The sequence below is a fragment of the Sphingomonas ginsenosidivorax genome, from assembly GCF_007995065.1.
In the GTDB taxonomy this organism is placed as follows: Bacteria; Pseudomonadota; Alphaproteobacteria; order Sphingomonadales; family Sphingomonadaceae; genus Sphingomonas; species Sphingomonas ginsenosidivorax.
Genome location: NZ_VOQR01000001.1, coordinates 2,869,911 through 2,887,252, shown reverse-complemented (window position 1 = coordinate 2,887,252; position 17,342 = coordinate 2,869,911). Strand labels below are relative to the sequence as shown.

Below are 17,342 nucleotides of genomic sequence, written 5' to 3'. Positions count from 1 at the left end.
ACGCCTCCTAAAATCTGGTCCGCTCGTACCGTGACTCTACGCGTCAGGTACGACCGGTGAAGACATAACGTCGAAAGACTCCGCTGGTTTCACAGTGTTTTCAACCATGCGACGAGCCGTGCGGCGAGTGGTGCGAACACCGTGTCGCCGGGGTCGGCGGCGGGCGGCTTGCCGGCGTCGGAGGCGGTGCGCAGCGCGATCGTCAACGGCACGCGACCGAGGAAGGGGATGCCGAGCTCGGCCGCCGCCGCCTCCGCACCGCCATTGCCGAACGGGTCGGACGATTCGCCGCAATGCGGGCAGACATAGCCGGCCATGTTCTCGACCAGGCCGATGATCGGCACGCCGGCTTTCTCGAACAGGTCGATCGCGCGGCGTGCGTCGATCAGCGCGAGGTCCTGCGGGGTGGAGACGATCACCGCGCCTGTGGGGCGATATTTCTGGACCATCGTCAGCTGGACGTCGCCGGTGCCGGGCGGCAGGTCGAGCACGAGCGTGTCGACCGCGCCCCAGTCCGCCTCGACCAGCTGGCCGAGCGCACCCGCTGCCATCGGTCCGCGCCACGCGAGCGCACGGCCCGGTTCGACGAGCTGGCCCATCGAGAGCAAGGGCACGCCGTAGGGAGTCGGGACCGGATCGAGCACCTTGTCCTTCGCGGTCGGGCGGGTGCCCTCGACGCCCATCAGCCGCGGCTGGGACGGGCCGTAGATATCGGCGTCGACGAGGCCCACGCGGCGGCCGGCCCTGGATAGCGCGATGGCGAGATTGGCCGACAGCGTCGACTTGCCGACGCCGCCCTTGCCGCTCGCGACCGCGATCAGGCGGCGGGTGGAGCGTTCGGCGGTGAGCGCGATGCGGACCTCGGCGACGCCGGGCGCGGTCGCGGCCATCCGCACCGTCGCCTCCAGCGCATCGCGTGCCTTGGGATCGAGGCCGGTGGCGTCGAGCACGATGCCGAGCCTCGCGCCTTCGAGCCGTACCGTGGCGCGCGCGCCGGCCACTGTGGCGATCGCCGCCTTTACCGCTTCGATGTCGATCATGCGCGGCAGATAGGGTGGCCGCGGGCGCTTGGCACTGTTTTTCCGCCGCCGCGGTCTTATAAAGGCATGATGACGAACTTCTCGCGCTGGTTCCGGCGTCCCCCTATCCTTGCGGTAGAAACTCCCAAAGGCCCCTGGGGCGGCTCTGGCGACGATGGTACGGGCAGCACGGGTGGCCCGCGCAATCCCTGGGCGACACCGCCGGGTGGGCGCAAAACGCCCGTCAAGCCGAGCGCGCTCGACGAATTCCTGCGCAAGGCCCGCAACACCGGTGGCGGTGGCGGCGGTGGTGGCGGCGGCAATTTCGGCGGCCTTCCGTCCGGTGCCAATGCGCGGACGCTGTGGGCCGTGGGGGTCGCGGTGATCTTCGTCGCGTGGGTGCTGTTCACCTCGGTGCACCAGATCGGCCCGCAGCAGCGCGGCGTCGTCACCTATTTCGGCAAATATGCGGGTACGCTCGAGCCCGGCCTGCGGCTGACGCTGCCGGCGCCGCTGGCGGACGTCGAAGTGGTCGACGTGCAGAAGATCCGCACCGACAATTTCCCGGTTGGCGAGGGCGAGAACCTGACGCTGACGGGTGACCAGAACATCATCGACCTGGCCTATTCGGTACGCTGGGACATCGCCGATCCGCGCGATTTCGTGTTCCAGCTCGCGCAGCCGCAGGACACGGTGCGCGCAGCCGCCGAGAGCGCGATGCGCGCGGTGGTCGCGACGACCACGCTGAGCCAGGCGATCGGTACCGGCCGAACCGTCATCGAGCAGCGCGTCGCCGAACTGACGCAGCAGATCCTCAACGACTACAAGTCGGGCGTCCGTATCCAGGGCGTCGCGATCAAGCAGGCGGCGGCGCCGGCACGGATCGTCGAGGACTTCAATGCGGTGACCGCGGCGCAGCAGGAAGCGATCGCCAACCTCAACCAGTCGCGCTCCTATGCGCAGCAGGTCGTGGCGCGCGCGCAGGGCGAGGCCGCGTCGTTCGACAAGGTCTATGAGCAGTACAAGCTGGCTCCCGAAGTGACGCGTCGTCGCATGTATTACGAGACCATGGAGGCCGTGCTGGCCAAGACCGACAAGACGATCGTCGAGACCCCCGGCGGCGTCGTGCCGTACCTGCCGCTGTCGAACGCGAAGCGGTTGCCCGAGCCCGATGTCGCGCCCGTGGCGCAGGCGGGGGCAGGCCAGTGACCGGCTTCTATCGCAACCCCGTCGTACTCGGGTTCGTCGCGCTGGCGCTGGTGATCCTGGCGGCCGCGACGTTCGCGATCGTGCCCGAGACCAAGCAGGCGGTGATCCTGCGCTTCGGCCAGCCGGTCCGGACCGTCAACGTGTGGCAGCCGAACGTTCCGTTCGGGCAGACCGGCGCCGGCCTGATCGCGCGCATCCCGTTCATCGACCGCATCGTCTGGGTCGACAAGCGCGTGCAGGACCTCGAGCTCGACAACACGCTGGTGCTGTCGACCGACCAGCTGCGGCTGGAGGTGGACGCCTATGCGCGCTACCGGATCATCGATCCGCGCAAGATGCGCAACGCGGTCGGCAGCGAGGACCGGGTCCCCGACCAGCTGCGGCCGATCTTCGGGTCGGCGTTGCGCAACGAGCTCGGCAAGCGGCAGTTCGTCGAGCTGCTGAGCCCCGAGCGCGGGCAGCTGATGGACAATATCCAGGTCGGGCTGCAGCGTGTCGCGAGCCAATACGGCGTCGAGATCGTCGACGTGCGGATCAAGCAGGCGAACCTGCCGGTCGGGCTGCCGCTCGACAGCGCGCTCAAGCGCATGCAGAGCGCGCGCCAGCAGGAAGCGATCACGATCCGCGCCGAGGGCCAGAAGCAGGCGCAGATCGTCCGCGCGCAGGCCGACGCCGATTCCGCGCGGATCTATGCGGAAAGCTTCGGCAAGGATGCCAGTTTCTACGACTTCTACCGCGCGATGCAGTCGTACCGGCACACGTTCGGCGCGGACGGCGGTGCGAAGCCGGAAGGTTCGACCTCGATCATTCTTTCGCCGAACAACTCGTATCTGAGGGAATTCGAGGGCCGCGGGCGTTGAACGCCTGACGACCCGTTCATATTCAAGCATCGTTCAGCATGATTTGGCGATGAGCCACCTGTTTCGACCGATGAAACGAGAGGATACCACTTCAGTGCGTTACGCTTACGCCATCACGACTGCGCTTCTGCTTGGCGGGGCCACCGCGACGCTCGCGCTGCAGCCCGCCGCGCAGGTCGCACAGAACGAACCCGGCGCGATCCAGGCGGTCGCGCCCAAGCCCGGCGCGCCGATGAGCTTCGCCGACATGGTCGCCAAGCTGCAGCCCGCGGTCGTCAACATCTCGACCAAGCAGACGATCGTCCAGCAGCAACAGGCCAATCCGTTCGCGGGCACGCCGTTCGGCGAGCTGTTCGGCGGCGGCCAGGGTGGTGCGCCGGTGAAGCGCGAGGGCGCGTCGCTGGGCTCGGGCTTCCTGATCTCGCCCGACGGCTATGTCGTGACCAACGCGCACGTGATCCGTCCCGGCGCCAAGGGCGCGACGGTGAACTCGATCACGGTCACGCTGACCGACAAGAAGGAATATACCGCCAAGATCATCGGCCAGGATCCGGATTCGGATCTCGCGCTGCTCAAGATCGACGCGACCGGGCTGCCGTTCGTGAAGTTCGGCAATTCGGCCGGCGCGCGCGTCGGCGACTGGGTCGTCGCGATCGGCGAGCCGTTCGGCCTGGGCGGCACGGTGACCGCGGGTATCATCTCTGCGATCAACCGCGTCACCGGGCAGGGCGGCGCGTATGACCGCTTCATCCAGACCGACGCGTCGATCAACCAGGGCAATTCGGGCGGGCCGATGTTCGACCTGAACGGCAACGTTATCGGCATCAACAGCCAGATCTTCAGCCAGTCGGGCGGCAATATCGGCATCGGCTTCGCGATCCCCGCGGAGCAGGCCAAGCCGATCATCGACACCTTCATGAAGGGTGGTTCGCTCAAGCGCGGCTATCTGGGCGTCGGGCTAGGCGGTCCGGTCGACGAGGATGCGGCAGCGGCGCTCGGCATTCCGAAGAACCGCGGCGAGCTGATCTCGCGCGTCGAGCCGGGCGGTCCGGCGGCGAAGGGCGGCCTGAAGGTCGGCGACGTGGTGACCAAGGTCAACGGCAAGGACGTGACCCCCGACCAGACGCTGTCCTATCTGGTGTCGAACGTGACGCCCGGGCAGGTCGCGCGGCTCGACGTGATCCGCGCCAGCCGTCCGACCGCGGTGAGCGTCACGGTGGCCGAGCGGCCGTCGCAGGAGGCGCTCGCGGCGCTGGTCGGCGGCGGTGACGACGGGTTCAGCGCGGACGACGACGATGCACCCGCCACCGGCGGTGCGGTCGCGCCGACCAGCGGCAACGCACTGGGGCTAACGGTACAGCCGCTGACGCCCGCGATCGCGCGTGCGCCTGCGGTGAACGTCGATGCGACCGTGCAGGGCGTCGTGATCGCGCAGGTCGACCCGTCGAGCGACGCGGCCGGCAAGCTGAAGCGCGGCGACGTGATCGTGGCGGTCAACGGCGCGCAGGTCCGCAGCGCGGCCGACGTCGCCGCCGCGGTGACGGCAGCCAAGGCCGCGGGGCGTCCGCAGGTGCTGCTGCTCGTGCAGCGCGCACGCGGCCCGGGCGCGTTCGTGCCGGTGAAGATCAAGGGCTGATCCTCCGCCAGGTTGAGAAGGGGCCGTCGTTTCCGGAAGGGAATGGCGGCCTTTTTTTGTGGGTACGGGGGCGCGCGTTTTCTTTTGAGCCCCGTCGGCGCCCCGTCTAGGTTCGGGCAAAGCGAACGGAGGCGGTAATGGGCGAGGGCATCTTCATCGGTCAGGGCGGCGGCAGGCCGCAGGTGCTCGAACTCAAGCGCGCCAACCGACACGGGCTGATCGCCGGCGCGACCGGGACCGGCAAGACGGTGACGCTGCAGGGGATCATCGAGGGCTTCTCAGCGAACGGCGTGCCTTGCTTCGTCGCCGACGTGAAGGGCGACCTGTCGGGGCTGGCGATGGCGGGATCGCCGACCGCCAAGACCCACGAGACCTTCGCGGCGCGCGCGGAGGAGATCGGCGATGCCGACTGGGCCTATGCCGACAACCCGGTGCAGTTCTGGGACCTGTATGGCGAGCAGGGGCATCCGATCCGCACGACGATCAGCGAGATGGGGCCGTTGCTGCTGGCACGGCTGATGGACCTGAACGCGGTGCAGGAGGGGGTGCTGGAGATCGCCTTCCACGTCGCCGATACCGAGAAGCTGCTGTTGCTCGACCTCGACGATCTGCAGGCGATGCTGGTCGACTGTGCGGCGCGCGCGGACGAGCTGACGACGACCTATGGCAACGTGTCGAAACAGTCGATCGGCGCGATCCAGCGGTCGTTGTTGCAGCTGAGGACACAAGGCGCCGAGCATTTCTTCGGCGAGCCCGCGCTCGACCTGGCGGATTTCATCGGGGTCGACGATCGCGGGCGCGGGATCGTCAACATCCTGGCTGCCGACAAGCTGATGGCGAGCCCGAAGCTCTATTCGACGTTCCTGCTGTGGCTGATGAGCGAGCTGTTCGAGGCGCTGCCCGAGGTCGGCGATCCCGACAAGCCGACGCTCTGCTTCTTCTTCGACGAGGCGCATCTGCTGTTCGACGAGGCGCCCAAGGCGCTGCTCGAGAAAATCGAACAGGTGGTGCGGCTGATCCGGTCGAAGGGGGTGGGGGTGTATTTCATCACGCAGAACCCGATCGACATTCCCGACACGGTCGCGGGGCAGCTCGGCAACCGCGTGCAACATGCGCTGCGCGCGTTCACGCCGCGCGACCAGGCGGCGGTGCGGTCGGCGGCGGAGACGTTCCGGGCGAATCCGGGGGTGGACGTGGCAACCGCGATCACCGAACTGAAGGTCGGCGAGGCGCTGGTGTCGCTGCTGCAGGCGGACGGGGCGCCGAGCCCGGTCGAGCGTACGCTGATCAAGCCGCCTGCCAGCCGGGTCGGGCCGATCACGCCGCAGGAGCGCGCGGTGATGATCCAGACCGATGCGATCGGGGACAAGTACGACACGCTGGTCGATCGCGAGTCGGCCGAGGAGCTGCTGGCGGCGAAGACGGAGGCGGCGAGCGCCGCCGCGGCGGCTGCGAAGGCGACGACGGACGCCGAGAAGGCGGCCGCGATGCAGGCCAAGGCCGATGCGCAGGCCGCCAAGGTCGCGGCGCGCGAACAGGTGGCGCAGGAGCGCGAGGCGGCGCGCGAGGCCGCGAACTCGCCCTGGACGAAGATCGCGACTTCCGCGACACGCGCGGCCGGGTCGTCGATCGGGCGACAGGTGGCGAACGAGATCGGCAAACAAGTGTTCGGGACCAAGTCACGGAGCCGCTCGTCGTCTGGCGGATTGGTCGGGACGGTGCTGCGCGGGGTTTTAGGCGGGCTGTTCCGGGGGTAAGGTTGCTCGCCATATCAGATCCCCGGCGAAGGCCGGGGCCCAGGTGGGAAGGCTCCGGTAACGATGGATCGTCCCCATGTTATGGCCGTTCCTCAACTGGGCCCCGGCCTCCGCCGGGGAACTGGCTGAACTAGACACGGCAGCGATCCGAAGGAGTTTGCCATGAGCCTGGATTTCGAGACCGCAACCGACTGGGCCGCGGTGGGCGAAGCGTCGCTCGACGAGGCGATCGACCTGCGCCGGGCGATCCATGCCGATCCGGAGATCGGGCTGCACTGCCCACGGACCTCGGACAAGATCAAGGCGGCACTCGCCGGGCTGCCGCTCGAGATCCGCGAGGGGACGTCAACCACGGGTTTCGTCGCGGTCCTGCGCGGCGGGCGCGACGGGAGTGCCGGCGGCAACGGGCGGACGGTGCTGTTGCGCGGCGATATGGACGCGCTGCCGATGCAGGAAGAGACCGGGCTGCCCTTCGCGTCGCAGACCCCCGGGGCGATGCATGCGTGCGGACATGATTCGCATACTGCGATGCTGGTCGGCGCAGCGAAGGCGCTGTGCGCGCGGCGCGACGACCTGCCGGGGACGGTGGTGTTCATGTTCCAGCCGGGCGAAGAAGGGCATCACGGCGCGCGGCACATGATCGCCGACGGGCTGCTCGACGATCCGCTGCCCGAGGCGGGGTTCGCGCTGCATATCTCGCCGAACATGCCGATGGGGACGGTGGTGAGCCGGTCGGGGACGCTGATGGCGTCGACCGATACGCTGCGCGCGACGATCACCGGGCGTGGCGGCCATGCGGCGATGCCGCACGACTGCCTCGATCCGCTGCCGATCGCATGCGAGATCGTGACCGCGCTGCAGGTCTATGTCGGGCGGCAGGTGCCGGTGACGGATCCTGCGGTGCTGTCGATCACCAAGCTCAACGCGGGGAGCGCGCACAACGTCATCCCGTCGACCGTCGAGATGCTGGGGACGATGCGGACGCTGTCGGAGCGGACGCGCGAGCAGCTGCGCGCGGCGTTCACGCGGATGGTCGAAGGAATCGTTGCGGCGCACGGCGCGGTCGGCGAGGCGCGGATCGAGGAGGGTTATCCGGTCACGGTCAACGATCCGCGCGCGACCGAGCTGATGAAGGCATGCGCGACCGGATTGAACGGCGAGGCGGGCTGGGCGGTGATGCCGCCGATGATGGGCGCAGAGGACTTCTCGTACGTGCTGCAGAAGCTGCCCGGCGCGATGGCGTTCATCGGTGCGGCGCCCGAGGGGAGCGATCCGGGGACCAACCCGCCGCTGCACAATACGAAGATGACGATCGACGAGCGGGTGATGGCGCACGGGATTGCGATGCACTGCGCGGTGGCGGAGCGGTTCCTGGCGACAGGGTTCGACTGACTGTCGCGGGCCGTCCGATCGAACCACCCCGGCGGAGGCCGGGGCCCAATTGGGAAGGTCGGTGTAACGGCGGATTGCCCTTCGTTACTACGGTCACCCAATTGGGCCCCGGCCTCCGCCGGGGTGGCCCCGGGCTCGAATGGCAGCCAACAAAAAAGGGGCGGGGCCTTTCGGTCCCGCCCCTTTCGGCATTTCGAACGGTCAGGCTCAGAAGTGCGTGATGATGCCGAGCATCGGACGCAGGCTCTGTGCCTTGCCCCAGGTGTTCACTTCGGCGCGGATGCGGAAGCCCGCGTTGCCGGTGATGCCCTTGAGGCCGATGTTCTGCGGGCCGACTTCGGCGCCGATGCCGTAGGTCACTGCGCCATAGTCACGACCGGTGTCGCCGCCGCGGGTCGAGCGTGCCGAGAAATGGTCGAAGTTGACCCACTGATAGCCAGCCTTGGCGTAGAACAGGCCGCTGTCGCCAGCGCGGAAGCCAACGCGGCCAGCTGCGCCATATTCCCAATCGATGTTGCCATCGACACCCTTGATCACGTTGCCTTCGGCACCGACGAACACCGGCCCGAGCGGAACGTTGACGCCGACGACGCCCTGAACCAGCGCGCCCTGGGGCTTGTAGTGGCGACGCAGCGAACCGTCGGCGTTGATTGCCTGCGGCAGACCGCGGCCGCTCTCGTTGTCGAACTGCTCCCAGCCGCCCATGATGCCGACATAGGGCTCGATGCCGAATGCCTTCGAGCCGTCCGGAGCCGCGGCTTCGCCGGGCTGCGCGCTGTTGTCGGTGGGGGCCATCGTCGTGTCCTGCGCGAAAGCGGGAACCGCAACGGTAGCGGCGGCGAGGGCGATGGCGAGGGAAAGCTTACGCATTAGTATCTGACCTTTTGTCGTTTCGATGCCGTGGTCCGGTCGCTCACCGCGCCTGGTCCAGGTACCTCCAAACCGGCCAATGACAGTATTGTTGCGTTGCAAACAACCGCGAGACGGAACTTATTCGGGCTGTTGCGAAAGCGTCACGGTTCCTGTCAATTTGGTGAACGAACCATGGCCGATTGGGGGCGAGAACCGGTCAGGTGTGTCGCAATCAAGGCACGTGGACGCCTGGCGCCTTGATCCGCCGGGTCGGCACTGGTGCGAATCATTTCGCGGCGGACCGTGCGGACCGGGTCGTGGCTGCCTTGGCGAGCGCGTATCGGTCGATATTCGCCTTGGCGCGTTCGGCCGCGATCATCGTGGTGTCGATCGGTTTGGCAGGCTGTCGCGAACAGGCGCCCAGGCCGACGAGCGAGATCGCGACCAGGATATGCGTGGGCGCTCGCGTGGCGAGGGAGCCGCGGCGGACGCGGCCCCGGCGCGTCATGGCTTCAACGCGACATCGTCGGAATCGTCGAGCTCGTCATCGTCGATGCTGCCGTCGTCGAGCGAATCCTGGACGTCGTCCTCGTCCTGGTCGTCCTCGTCCATCGTGACGCTGGCATCGGTCTCGCCGACTTCTTCGGAGTCCATGTCGAGATCGTCGATATCCTCGTCCTCGGAATCCTCGTCGCCGACGTCCGGGTTGAGGTTCGTCATGATGATGCCGTCGGTCGGCCCGTTGCCGGTCGCCTCGAGGATCTCGGCGCGCTGGCTCTCGTCATAACCGTCTTCGTCGAAGCCGTCGTCGCCCGAACCGGCGCTTGGAATCTGGTGTCCGCCCATGATGTCACTCCTCAGGCCGCGGGATGCGGGTCCGTGGGAAGCGAACGGCGGGGCGGCCTTGCGGGTTCCGTCAGGCGGGCCGGGATGACGGCTGCGCGGGCCGGAACAGCCGGCCGCGCTCGGTAACCGCGACGGCGACCAGCGCGACGAGTCCCGCGAGGAGGAAGCCGACCACCAGCGGGATCGTCGTGCCGTCGAACGCCTGGCCGATCAGCGCGCCGGCGACGGCACCCGCAGTGACGCTGACGAAGCCCTGCACGCTCGACGCCGTGCCGGCGATGCGGCCCATATTCTCCATCGCCATCGCCGAGAAGTTCGAGGTGGCGAGACCGAAGCAGCCGAGCGTCAGCGCCTGGAAGACGGTGAAGCTGACGAGGGTTTCCCATCCGAGCAGGATCGCGGCGAGGTGGAGTAGCGACACCAGGATGAGGCCGGTCAGCGCGCCATGGCTGATCAGCCGGGTGCCGAGCCGCATGACGATCCGCGAGTTGAGCAGGTTGGCGACCGCCATCGTCACCGAGCTCGCCGCGAAGATCACGGGCAACAGCGCGGCCTGCGCGAACACGTCGGCCATGATCTGTTGGATCGAGTTGAGATAGCCGTACAGCGCGCCCATCAGCGCGGTCGAGGCGAGCATGTAGCCGAGCGACTGGCGGTCGACGAGCGTCATCCGCCAGTCGGCGAGGATGCGCGAGGGCGTGATCGGCAGGACGTTCTCGGGCGCCAGAGTCTCGGGCATGCGGATGTAGAACCACAGCAGCACGCCCGTCGTCAGTACGGCGATGGTGGCGAAGATCAGCCGCCAGTCGCCGAACTGCAGCACCAGCCAGCCGAAGCTCGGCGCGAGGATGGGGACGATCATGAAGACCATGAACGCGATCGACATGACGCGGGCCATCGCGCGGCCGTGATAGCAGTCGCGGACTAGGGCGATCGTCGCGACGCGTGCAGCGGCGATCATGGCGCCGCCGAGGACACGGGCGACGAGGAGCAGCGTGAAGCTGCCCGCGATCGCGCAGGCGAGGTTGGCGACGACATAGGCGGCGAGCGACCAGAGCAGCACGGTGCGGCGGCCGAAGCGGTCGGCGAGCGGGCCATGGACGAGCTGCGCGACGCCGAACCCGATCACGAAGGCGGTGACGATGTACTGGCGCGCATTGTCGCTCGCGACGCCCAGCGTCTCGCCGATCGCGGGCAGCGCGGGCAGCATCGAATCGATGCCGAGCGCGGTCAGCGACATCAGCGAGGCGACCAGCGCGACGAATTCGACAAAGCCGATCGGCGCGCCGCGCATCGTCGGCGAGTCGGTAGTGGGAGCAGACGTCATGATGCGGGGGCCCCTACAGCGTCATGGTGCAGTGCGGAACCCTTCGCGGCAGCGGATCGCTGGGCTATGGTCCGGCCTCACCGTCAGGAGACCGTCATGCTTCGTCCCCTCCTTCTCGCCGGCCTCGTGCTGGGCGCCGCTGCCTGCAACCGGTCCGACGAAGGTACGTCGGTGTCGATCAACGCCGATGGCGGCAACGTGATGGGCGCGATCAACGGCGAGACGGGCGAGATGAAGATCGACGTTCCGGGCTTCAAGGGATCGGTGACGCTGCCCAAGATCAAGCTCGATTCGGGGGACTTCGATCTCAACGGGGTGAAGCTATACCCCGGGTCCTCGATCACCAACGTCGCGGTGACCGGCGACGGCCAGGAGGGCGGCGGGCTGCGCGTGCGGTTCGCGAGTCCGGCGACGCCCGACGTGGTGCGCGGCTGGTTCGCCGAGCGTCTCGCCAAGGTCGGGTACCGGGTGAAGGCGGACGGCGCGAACCTGATCGGCACGACCGACGAGAACAAGCCGTTCCGCCTCGAGCTGGCGCCCGACGGTGCGGGGAAGGCGAGCGGGACGGTCGTGATCGGCGGATGATCCTTCGTTGGGGGGGCGTTTGGCAAAGCACGATCGAGGCGCCTATATGCAGCGTTCCCCAATATGGACGCCGCCATCATGCTCGATACCCCCGCCGCCCAGGTCCCGACCCTCAGCCTCGCCATGCAGGACAGCGATCCCGACGGCTTCGCCGCGGCGTTCGGCGGGTCGTTCGAACGCTATGGCTTCGCGGTCATCGCCGATCACGGCATCCCGCAGGACCTGATCGACCGCGCCTGGGCCGAGACCAAGCTGCTGTTCGACCTGCCCGAGGACGAGAAGCGGCAATATCACGTCCCCGGCGGCGGCGGCGCGCGCGGCTACACCCCGTTCAAGACCGAGATCGCCAAGGACGCCAAGGTCGTCGACCTCAAGGAGTTCTGGCATGTCGGCCGCGAGCTCGCCGCCGGGCATCGTTATGCCGACCAGATGGCGCCGAACATCTGGCCCGACCGGCCCGAGGGGTTCAAGTCGGTGTTCGTCGAGCTGTTCGCGGCGTTCGATGCCGCGGGCGACCGGCTGCTGTCGGCGATCGCGCGGCATCTGGGGCTGGCGCCCGACTGGTTCGACCCGGCGGTCAAGGACGGCAACAGCGTGCTGCGGCTGCTCCACTATCCGCCGATCCCCGCCGATGCGGAAGGGGTCCGCGCCGGGGCGCACGAGGACATCAACCTGATCACGCTGCTGCTCGGCGCCGAGGAAGCGGGACTCGAGCTGCTCGGCAGCGACGGGGAGTGGCTGGCGATCAAGCCGCCCGAGGGCGCGATGGTGGTCAATGTCGGCGACATGCTGCAGCGGCTGACCAACCATGTGCTGCCGTCGACCACGCACCGCGTCGTCAACCCGCCGCCCGAGCGCCGCGGCCATTCGCGCTACTCGATGCCGTTCTTCCTGCACCCCGCGCCCGACTTCCTGATCGAGACGCTGCCGGGGACGGTGAGCGCCGAGCGGCCGAACCGCTATCCGACGCCGATTACCGCGCATGATTACCTGCACGAGCGGCTGGTCGAAATCGGGTTGGTGAAGGCGTAAGCCCCCGGTTCTCCCGCGAAGGCGGGAGCCCAGGGTTACGCGCGCTGCCGCCTGGTACTTCTGGGCCCCCGCCTTCGCGGGGGAACGGGGTCCGACTCACCCTTGGGGCGGCTCGTCGCATTGGCAAGGCTTCGGTAACCGTCGCCGCCTAGCGCGGAGGCGATGGCGTACCGAGTTTCCCCGCGCGGGGTTCCGCGCAAATCCGGCATATGGTGGACGAGTTTGCGGGAGGCGCGCGGCGTGCTGCTCGCCGCGCTGGCGCTCGGGCTGGGCGTGGTGGCGGTCGAGCGGGGCGGGGGCGATGCGGCCGCCTATCCCGACGCGCCCCGGCAGACCGGGGCCGCGCGATTCTCGATCTGCGGGTCGGGCAAGCGGATCGACTGCGTGGTCGACGGCGACACCTTCTGGATGGACGGCGCGAAGATCCGCATCGCCGATATCGACACGCCCGAAACGCACCCGCCGCGCTGCACCGCCGAGGCGAAGGCCGGGCGTGCTGCAACGCTCAGGATGCAGGCGCTGCTGAATGCGGGGCCGTTCGAGCTCGTGCCGATCCGGCGCGACGTCGACCGCTATGGGCGGAAACTGCGGCGCGTCGAGCGGGACGGCGTGTCGCTGGGCGCGGTGCTGGTCGGCGAGGGGCTGGCGCGCGACTATGGCGGCGGCCGGCGGGCCGGGTGGTGCGCCGCGGGCTGACGCCCCGTACCGAAGCCTGCCCTACCCAGCCCCCACCACCCGGCCTGCGAAAGCTCATGCGCGCTGCTGGGCGGGGGGATGCGGGCGATCATCGTCGACGTCGGGCAAGTCGGCATCGACATCGGTATCGGCCAGCCCGGTCATGGCCGGGGCAAAATCCGCCTGCATCGCGATGATCGCGGTCGCGCGCGCGGTCATCTTGCCGCCGGGATCGAACGGCGCGGGGTCGAGGTGGCCAGCAGGACCATCGGCATGCGGTCCGACGGGATCGCCTGTTCGACGACGATCCGCCCCTCGCGCCAGATCTGGCGCGGCGTGCCCGCGGTGGCGCGTTCGAACGCCACGGTCATCAGCCGTCCGCCGGCGCGCATCAGGGCCGCGTCCGAGGCGCGCAATGGCTTCGCTCTTGGAGTGTTTGCGCAAACGGTAGGCGGAGCGCGGGGTGATGTCGGCGGCGTCGACGGCGATCGAGATGCTGCCGCCGTTCGCGAGCGGGTTGAGGAAGACGCGCGGCCGGTCCGCGAACCAGCCGTCGTGGCGGCGGTGGAGCGCCACGATCATCATGCTCTCGGTGATCGCCTGCGACGCCTGATTCGACGGCGGGTCGGGGTCGTCGACCATGTCCCCATGGCCGAAATTGGTGACGACACGGCCGGTGCGTTCGCCGCGTAGGAGTCCGTCTTCATGGTTGTGCCCCTGTTTCAGGAGCCATGCCAGCTATGCGCGGTTTGGGGGTGTTGGACAGCGGGTTTGTTGGGTGGGGCCGGGACTTATGGCGGGGCGCGGTTTATGGTGCGGCGCGACCATGAAACCAGTCGTCGACGAGCAGGAAGCTGGACGATACGGGCGGGCTGCCCGCGCGTGGCTAAGACGCGTGGAAGCGGGCCAAGATCGAGCGCGGGCTGGCGCAGTGCCGGGATCGTAGCGCGATGATCCCGTCGAACAGGTTTTGCGCGACTTGTAGCGCCCTTCCGTCATGCCGGACCCTTCGGCGAAGCTCAGGATAGGCTTGGTCCGGCATCCACGGCGCGGCATAATTGAGATGCTTTGGTTCGCGGGACGGTGGACACCGGACCAAGCCCGGGGTGACGAACGTGTCGTCATCCCGGGCTCGTCCCGGGATCCAGAGTTACGGGCGCTGCGGGCTGTTACCCTGGATCCCGGGACAAGCCCGGGATGACGGGGCGGTCGCGCTACGCAGCGTCGCGGACGAGCGCGCCGCTCCCCTTCCATCCGTCATTCCCGCGAAGGCGGGAATCCATACTGGCTGGCCTCGCGGCTGGAGGCGCGAGGGTCGAGGATCTGGATCCCCGCCTCCGCGGGGATGACGGCGTATGTGGGGCGGCTGCGGTAGCCTCAGGCGGCGTCGCGGACGAGTGCGCCGCTGGCCTCCAGTCGCTGGTGCAGCGCATCGGCGGAAAGTTCGAAGCCGTTGGGCCAGGCGAGCGCGCCACCTTCGATAAAGGCACGCGCGAAATAGGCGGGGTCGGCGAGCGGCCGCGTCATCACGGTGTCGCGCGCGATCAGCGCGCCGGCGGACCAAGGGGCGGCGGTGCCGTCGGAGAAGGTGAGCAACAACGTCGTGTCGCCTTGGACGGCGAGGCGGGTGAGCTTAATCATCGAGGTCTGCACCGGCGATCATCTCCAGCGGCAACAGGTCTACGCCGCGCTGCCAGTTTGCCATGAGTTCGGGTTGGTGGTCGAGAGCCCATTGACGGACGATCCGGGTCGCCCGGTTGGGCAGGCTGCCCCGGATGATCGCACCGTCGCTGATCCGAACGAAGGCTTCGAAGCCTTGGTAGCTCGCGTGGAAATGGGGTGGCGGATGATCATCGAAATACATCCGAATCACGATGCCGAAGAAGAGCGAGATTACCGGCAATTACTAGTCCGACCTCGCCTCACACTCTGCATACTCGTACGCGAGTTTGCGAAATTTGTCTACGTCAACCAGATACTGTTCTAGCTGATCGAAGTGGCGTTTAAGGCTGTTTCGGTATTGCTCGACTTCAAACGACGAGCAATTTTGACTAGCTGCGCAATAAGGCCGCGATGGTTTGCTGCTGTAAAGCATGGGTGCTCTTGGAGCCATGCAGAATCCATACGCCGCACTCGCCTGAGAGTTCTGTAGGCCAGTTGCGATGCTTAGTAGGGTGACGATTATAATGGACCTGTAAGATCCACGACGTTTCATCGTATGCACCGCAAATCTCCCCAAGCCGAATAGGTATATCTTGGGGGTCAATTTGGCATTCTGTAAATAGTGGAATTCGAGGCGCTGGAATATGGATGAATTCGATTGAGGCCATCACAAGATGGTACGACATGGGCAAAGCCCATGCCGTCGGTCGGCGCTTGTAGCGCCGCCGGCCGGTCGCGCCGCCGGTGGCGGGAGTTAGCTTTGCGCTAACTCCTCGCGCGGCGCGACTTACTCAGCCGCAACCGAGTCCGAAAACATATCCCGAACCTCACCCAGATCCAGGTTCGCCGCAGGCCCACGCTTCGCGCTCTGCCGCTTGTCGAACGAATCCCAGACGTCGGTCCACTGGCCCTTGGTCGCGGCCTTCGAATATTCGGTCGCGCGGGCTTCGAAGAAGTTGGCGTGCTCGACGCCGTTGAGCATCGGGGCGAGCCAGGGCAGCGGGTGCTCGTCGATCATGTAGATCGGCTTCAACCCCAGCTGGTTCATCCGCCAGTCGGCGATGTAGCGGATGTACTTCTTGATCTCCTTGGGCGTCATGCCGTTGACCGGGCCCATTTCGAACGCGAGGTCGATGAAATTGTCCTCGAGCCGGATCGTCGTCTGGCACACGTCGGCGATGTCGTCCTTCACCGCCTTGGTCAGGCACTGGCGCTCGGCGCAGAAGGTGTGGAACATCTTGATGATGCCCTCGCAGTGCAGCGTCTCGTCGCGGATCGACCAAGTGACGATCTGGCCCATGCCCTTCATCTTGTTGAAGCGCGGGAAGTTCATCAGCATCGCGAAGCTGGCGAAGAGCTGGACGCCCTCGGTGAAGCCGCCGAACATGGCGAGCGTGCGCGCGATGTCCTCGTCGTTGTCGACGGTGAACTTCTGCATGTAATCATGCTTTTCCTTCATCTCGGCATATTCGAGGAAGGCGCCATACTCGCTCTCGGGCATGCCGATGGTGTCGAGCAGGTGGCTGTAGGCGGCGATGTGCACCGTCTCCATGTTGCTGAACGCGGTCAGCATCATCTTGATCTCGGTCGGCTTGAACACCCGGCCGTATTTCTCGTGATAGCAGTCCTGCACCTCGACGTCCGCCTGGGTGAAGAAGCGGAAGATCTGCGTCAGCAGGTTGCGCTCGTGGTCGGTGAGCTTCTGCGCCCAGTCGCGGCAATCCTCGCCCAAGGGCACTTCCTCGGGGAGCCAGTGGAGCTGCTGCTGGCGCTTCCAGAACTCGAACGCCCAGGGGTATTCGAACGGCTTGTACTGCTTGGAGGCTTGGAGGAGGGACATCGGATACTCCGGTACGATGAAGAGATGAAAACGGGGAAACTGAATTACTTGAGTCAGGGGCGGACGGTCAGGGACTGGCGGCCCAGGACTGCATCGCGCCGGCCGACATGGCGAGGACGATCGCGCCCGAGACGAGCATGATCCCGATCATCCTGAACGCATAGACCTGCCCCTGGGTTACCCGAGGGGAGGCGAGGCGGACGAGGCATGCTATCCCGATCAGGCCGAACACGCCCGCGACCGCAAACATGATCAGCACCTGCCAGCTCATGCGACCAATTCCGGGCCTGCGCGTTCTGCACCCGAACCCAACACAGGAGAAGACCCATGGTCGATGTCAGCCAGATCCAGGAACATGCCGAAGTCATCGGCGCAGACGGCGTCCATGTCGGCACCGTCGACCACGTCGAGGGCGACCGCATCAAGCTGACCAAGAAGGACTCGGGCGCGCAGGTCAAGGAAGGCACGACCAGCCACGAGGGCCATCACCACTTCATCTCGCTCGGCCTGGTCGCCGGTGTCGAGGACGGCAAGGTGCGCTTGAGCGCGAATGCCGACGTCGCCGTGACGTTCGAGGAAGAAGCGTAGGACTGGACCTCCTCTCCCCTTGTGGGAGAGGAAGGGGCCCGCGGCCGCAGGCCGGGGGAAGG

19 protein-coding genes are annotated in these 17,342 nt (G+C 67.2%); 9 read left to right on the top strand and 10 right to left on the bottom strand.

The annotated features are described in order from the left end of the window. Nucleotides 1-89: 89 nt before the first annotated feature. A complete protein-coding gene (locus FSB78_RS13105) occupies nt 90-1,040 on the bottom strand; it encodes an Mrp/NBP35 family ATP-binding protein (RefSeq protein WP_147083059.1) in 951 nt (316 codons plus the stop codon). Between the two features lie 69 nt (nt 1,041-1,109). Here FSB78_RS13105 and hflK point away from each other — a divergent pair, with 69 nt between their 5' ends. The 5 genes from hflK to FSB78_RS13080 all read left to right on the top strand — a co-directional run bounded on the left by hflK (nt 1,110) and on the right by FSB78_RS13080 (nt 7,873). Continuing rightward, nucleotides 1,110-2,228, top strand: coding sequence for a protease modulator HflK (hflK, locus tag FSB78_RS13100; protein ID WP_147083058.1), 1,119 nt, complete (start codon nt 1,110-1,112; stop codon nt 2,226-2,228). After that, nucleotides 2,225-3,088 carry a protease modulator HflC gene (gene hflC, locus FSB78_RS13095; RefSeq protein ID WP_147083057.1) on the top strand — a complete coding sequence of 288 codons (864 nt, stop codon included), beginning with the start codon at nt 2,225-2,227 and terminating at the stop codon, nt 3,086-3,088. Before hflK ends, hflC begins: the two co-directional genes overlap by 4 nt. 94 nt (nt 3,089-3,182) lie before the next feature. After that, on the top strand, nt 3,183-4,724 hold the full coding sequence (locus FSB78_RS13090) for a Do family serine endopeptidase (RefSeq protein ID WP_147083056.1): 1,542 nt from the start codon (nt 3,183-3,185) through the stop codon (nt 4,722-4,724). 137 nt (nt 4,725-4,861) lie between these two features. Beyond that, nucleotides 4,862-6,481, top strand: coding sequence for a helicase HerA-like domain-containing protein (locus tag FSB78_RS13085; protein ID WP_147083055.1), 1,620 nt, complete (start codon nt 4,862-4,864; stop codon nt 6,479-6,481). Nucleotides 6,482-6,643: 162 nt separating this feature from the next. Further along, a complete protein-coding gene (locus FSB78_RS13080) occupies nt 6,644-7,873 on the top strand; it encodes a M20 metallopeptidase family protein (RefSeq protein ID WP_147083054.1) in 1,230 nt (409 codons plus the stop codon). A gap of 207 nt (nt 7,874-8,080) precedes the next feature. Here the strand turns inward: FSB78_RS13080 and FSB78_RS13075 are convergent, their stop codons facing one another. The 4 genes from FSB78_RS13075 to FSB78_RS13060 form a co-directional block, all read right to left on the bottom strand. Next, a complete protein-coding gene (locus tag FSB78_RS13075) occupies nt 8,081-8,743 on the bottom strand; it encodes an outer membrane protein (protein WP_147083053.1) in 663 nt (220 codons plus the stop codon). Nucleotides 8,744-9,011: 268 nt separating this feature from the next. Next, complete coding sequence (locus FSB78_RS13070; protein ID WP_147083052.1) at nt 9,012-9,233, bottom strand: hypothetical protein; 222 nt, start codon at nt 9,231-9,233, stop codon at nt 9,012-9,014. Next, a complete protein-coding gene (locus tag FSB78_RS13065; protein WP_147083051.1) occupies nt 9,230-9,571 on the bottom strand; it encodes a DNA primase in 342 nt (113 codons plus the stop codon). The genes FSB78_RS13070 and FSB78_RS13065 overlap by 4 nt, the downstream gene beginning before the upstream one ends. Before the next feature lie 70 nt (nt 9,572-9,641). Beyond that, nucleotides 9,642-10,898, bottom strand: a complete 1,257-nt coding sequence (locus FSB78_RS13060) for a multidrug effflux MFS transporter (RefSeq protein ID WP_147083050.1) — start codon at nt 10,896-10,898, stop codon at nt 9,642-9,644. A gap of 96 nt (nt 10,899-10,994) precedes the next feature. Here FSB78_RS13060 and FSB78_RS13055 point away from each other — a divergent pair, with 96 nt between their 5' ends. From FSB78_RS13055 to FSB78_RS13045, 3 genes are all read left to right on the top strand, one after another. Beyond that, on the top strand, nt 10,995-11,483 hold the full coding sequence (locus FSB78_RS13055) for a hypothetical protein (protein ID WP_147083049.1): 489 nt from the start codon (nt 10,995-10,997) through the stop codon (nt 11,481-11,483). A 78-nt stretch (nt 11,484-11,561) separates the two neighbouring features. Beyond that, complete coding sequence (locus FSB78_RS13050; protein ID WP_147084191.1) at nt 11,562-12,515, top strand: isopenicillin N synthase family dioxygenase; 954 nt, start codon at nt 11,562-11,564, stop codon at nt 12,513-12,515. A gap of 222 nt (nt 12,516-12,737) precedes the next feature. Further along, nucleotides 12,738-13,211 carry a thermonuclease family protein gene (locus tag FSB78_RS13045; RefSeq protein WP_242008268.1) on the top strand — a complete coding sequence of 158 codons (474 nt, stop codon included), beginning with the start codon at nt 12,738-12,740 and terminating at the stop codon, nt 13,209-13,211. A gap of 54 nt (nt 13,212-13,265) precedes the next feature. On the opposite strand, the gene FSB78_RS19520 is transcribed toward FSB78_RS13045, so the two are convergent. The 5 genes from FSB78_RS19520 to FSB78_RS13020 form a co-directional block, all read right to left on the bottom strand. Continuing rightward, complete coding sequence (locus tag FSB78_RS19520; RefSeq protein ID WP_242008266.1) at nt 13,266-13,832, bottom strand: hypothetical protein; 567 nt, start codon at nt 13,830-13,832, stop codon at nt 13,266-13,268. 735 nt (nt 13,833-14,567) lie between these two features. After that, nucleotides 14,568-14,831 (bottom strand): DUF2442 domain-containing protein, encoded by a 264-nt coding sequence (locus FSB78_RS13035; protein ID WP_147083047.1) that lies wholly within the window; start codon nt 14,829-14,831, stop codon nt 14,568-14,570. Then, a complete protein-coding gene (locus tag FSB78_RS13030; protein WP_147083046.1) occupies nt 14,824-15,093 on the bottom strand; it encodes a DUF4160 domain-containing protein in 270 nt (89 codons plus the stop codon). The genes FSB78_RS13035 and FSB78_RS13030 overlap by 8 nt, the downstream gene beginning before the upstream one ends. A gap of 546 nt (nt 15,094-15,639) precedes the next feature. Then, entirely contained in the window at nt 15,640-16,692 is a 1,053-nt protein-coding gene (locus tag FSB78_RS13025) for a ribonucleotide-diphosphate reductase subunit beta (protein ID WP_147083045.1), read from the bottom strand. Between the two features lie 67 nt (nt 16,693-16,759). Next, nucleotides 16,760-16,963, bottom strand: a complete 204-nt coding sequence (locus tag FSB78_RS13020) for a hypothetical protein (RefSeq protein WP_147083044.1) — start codon at nt 16,961-16,963, stop codon at nt 16,760-16,762. A 56-nt stretch (nt 16,964-17,019) separates the two neighbouring features. Between FSB78_RS13020 and FSB78_RS13015 the strand changes: the two genes are divergently transcribed. Further along, a complete protein-coding gene (locus FSB78_RS13015) occupies nt 17,020-17,280 on the top strand; it encodes a DUF2171 domain-containing protein (protein WP_147083043.1) in 261 nt (86 codons plus the stop codon). Nucleotides 17,281-17,342 lie beyond the last annotated feature (62 nt).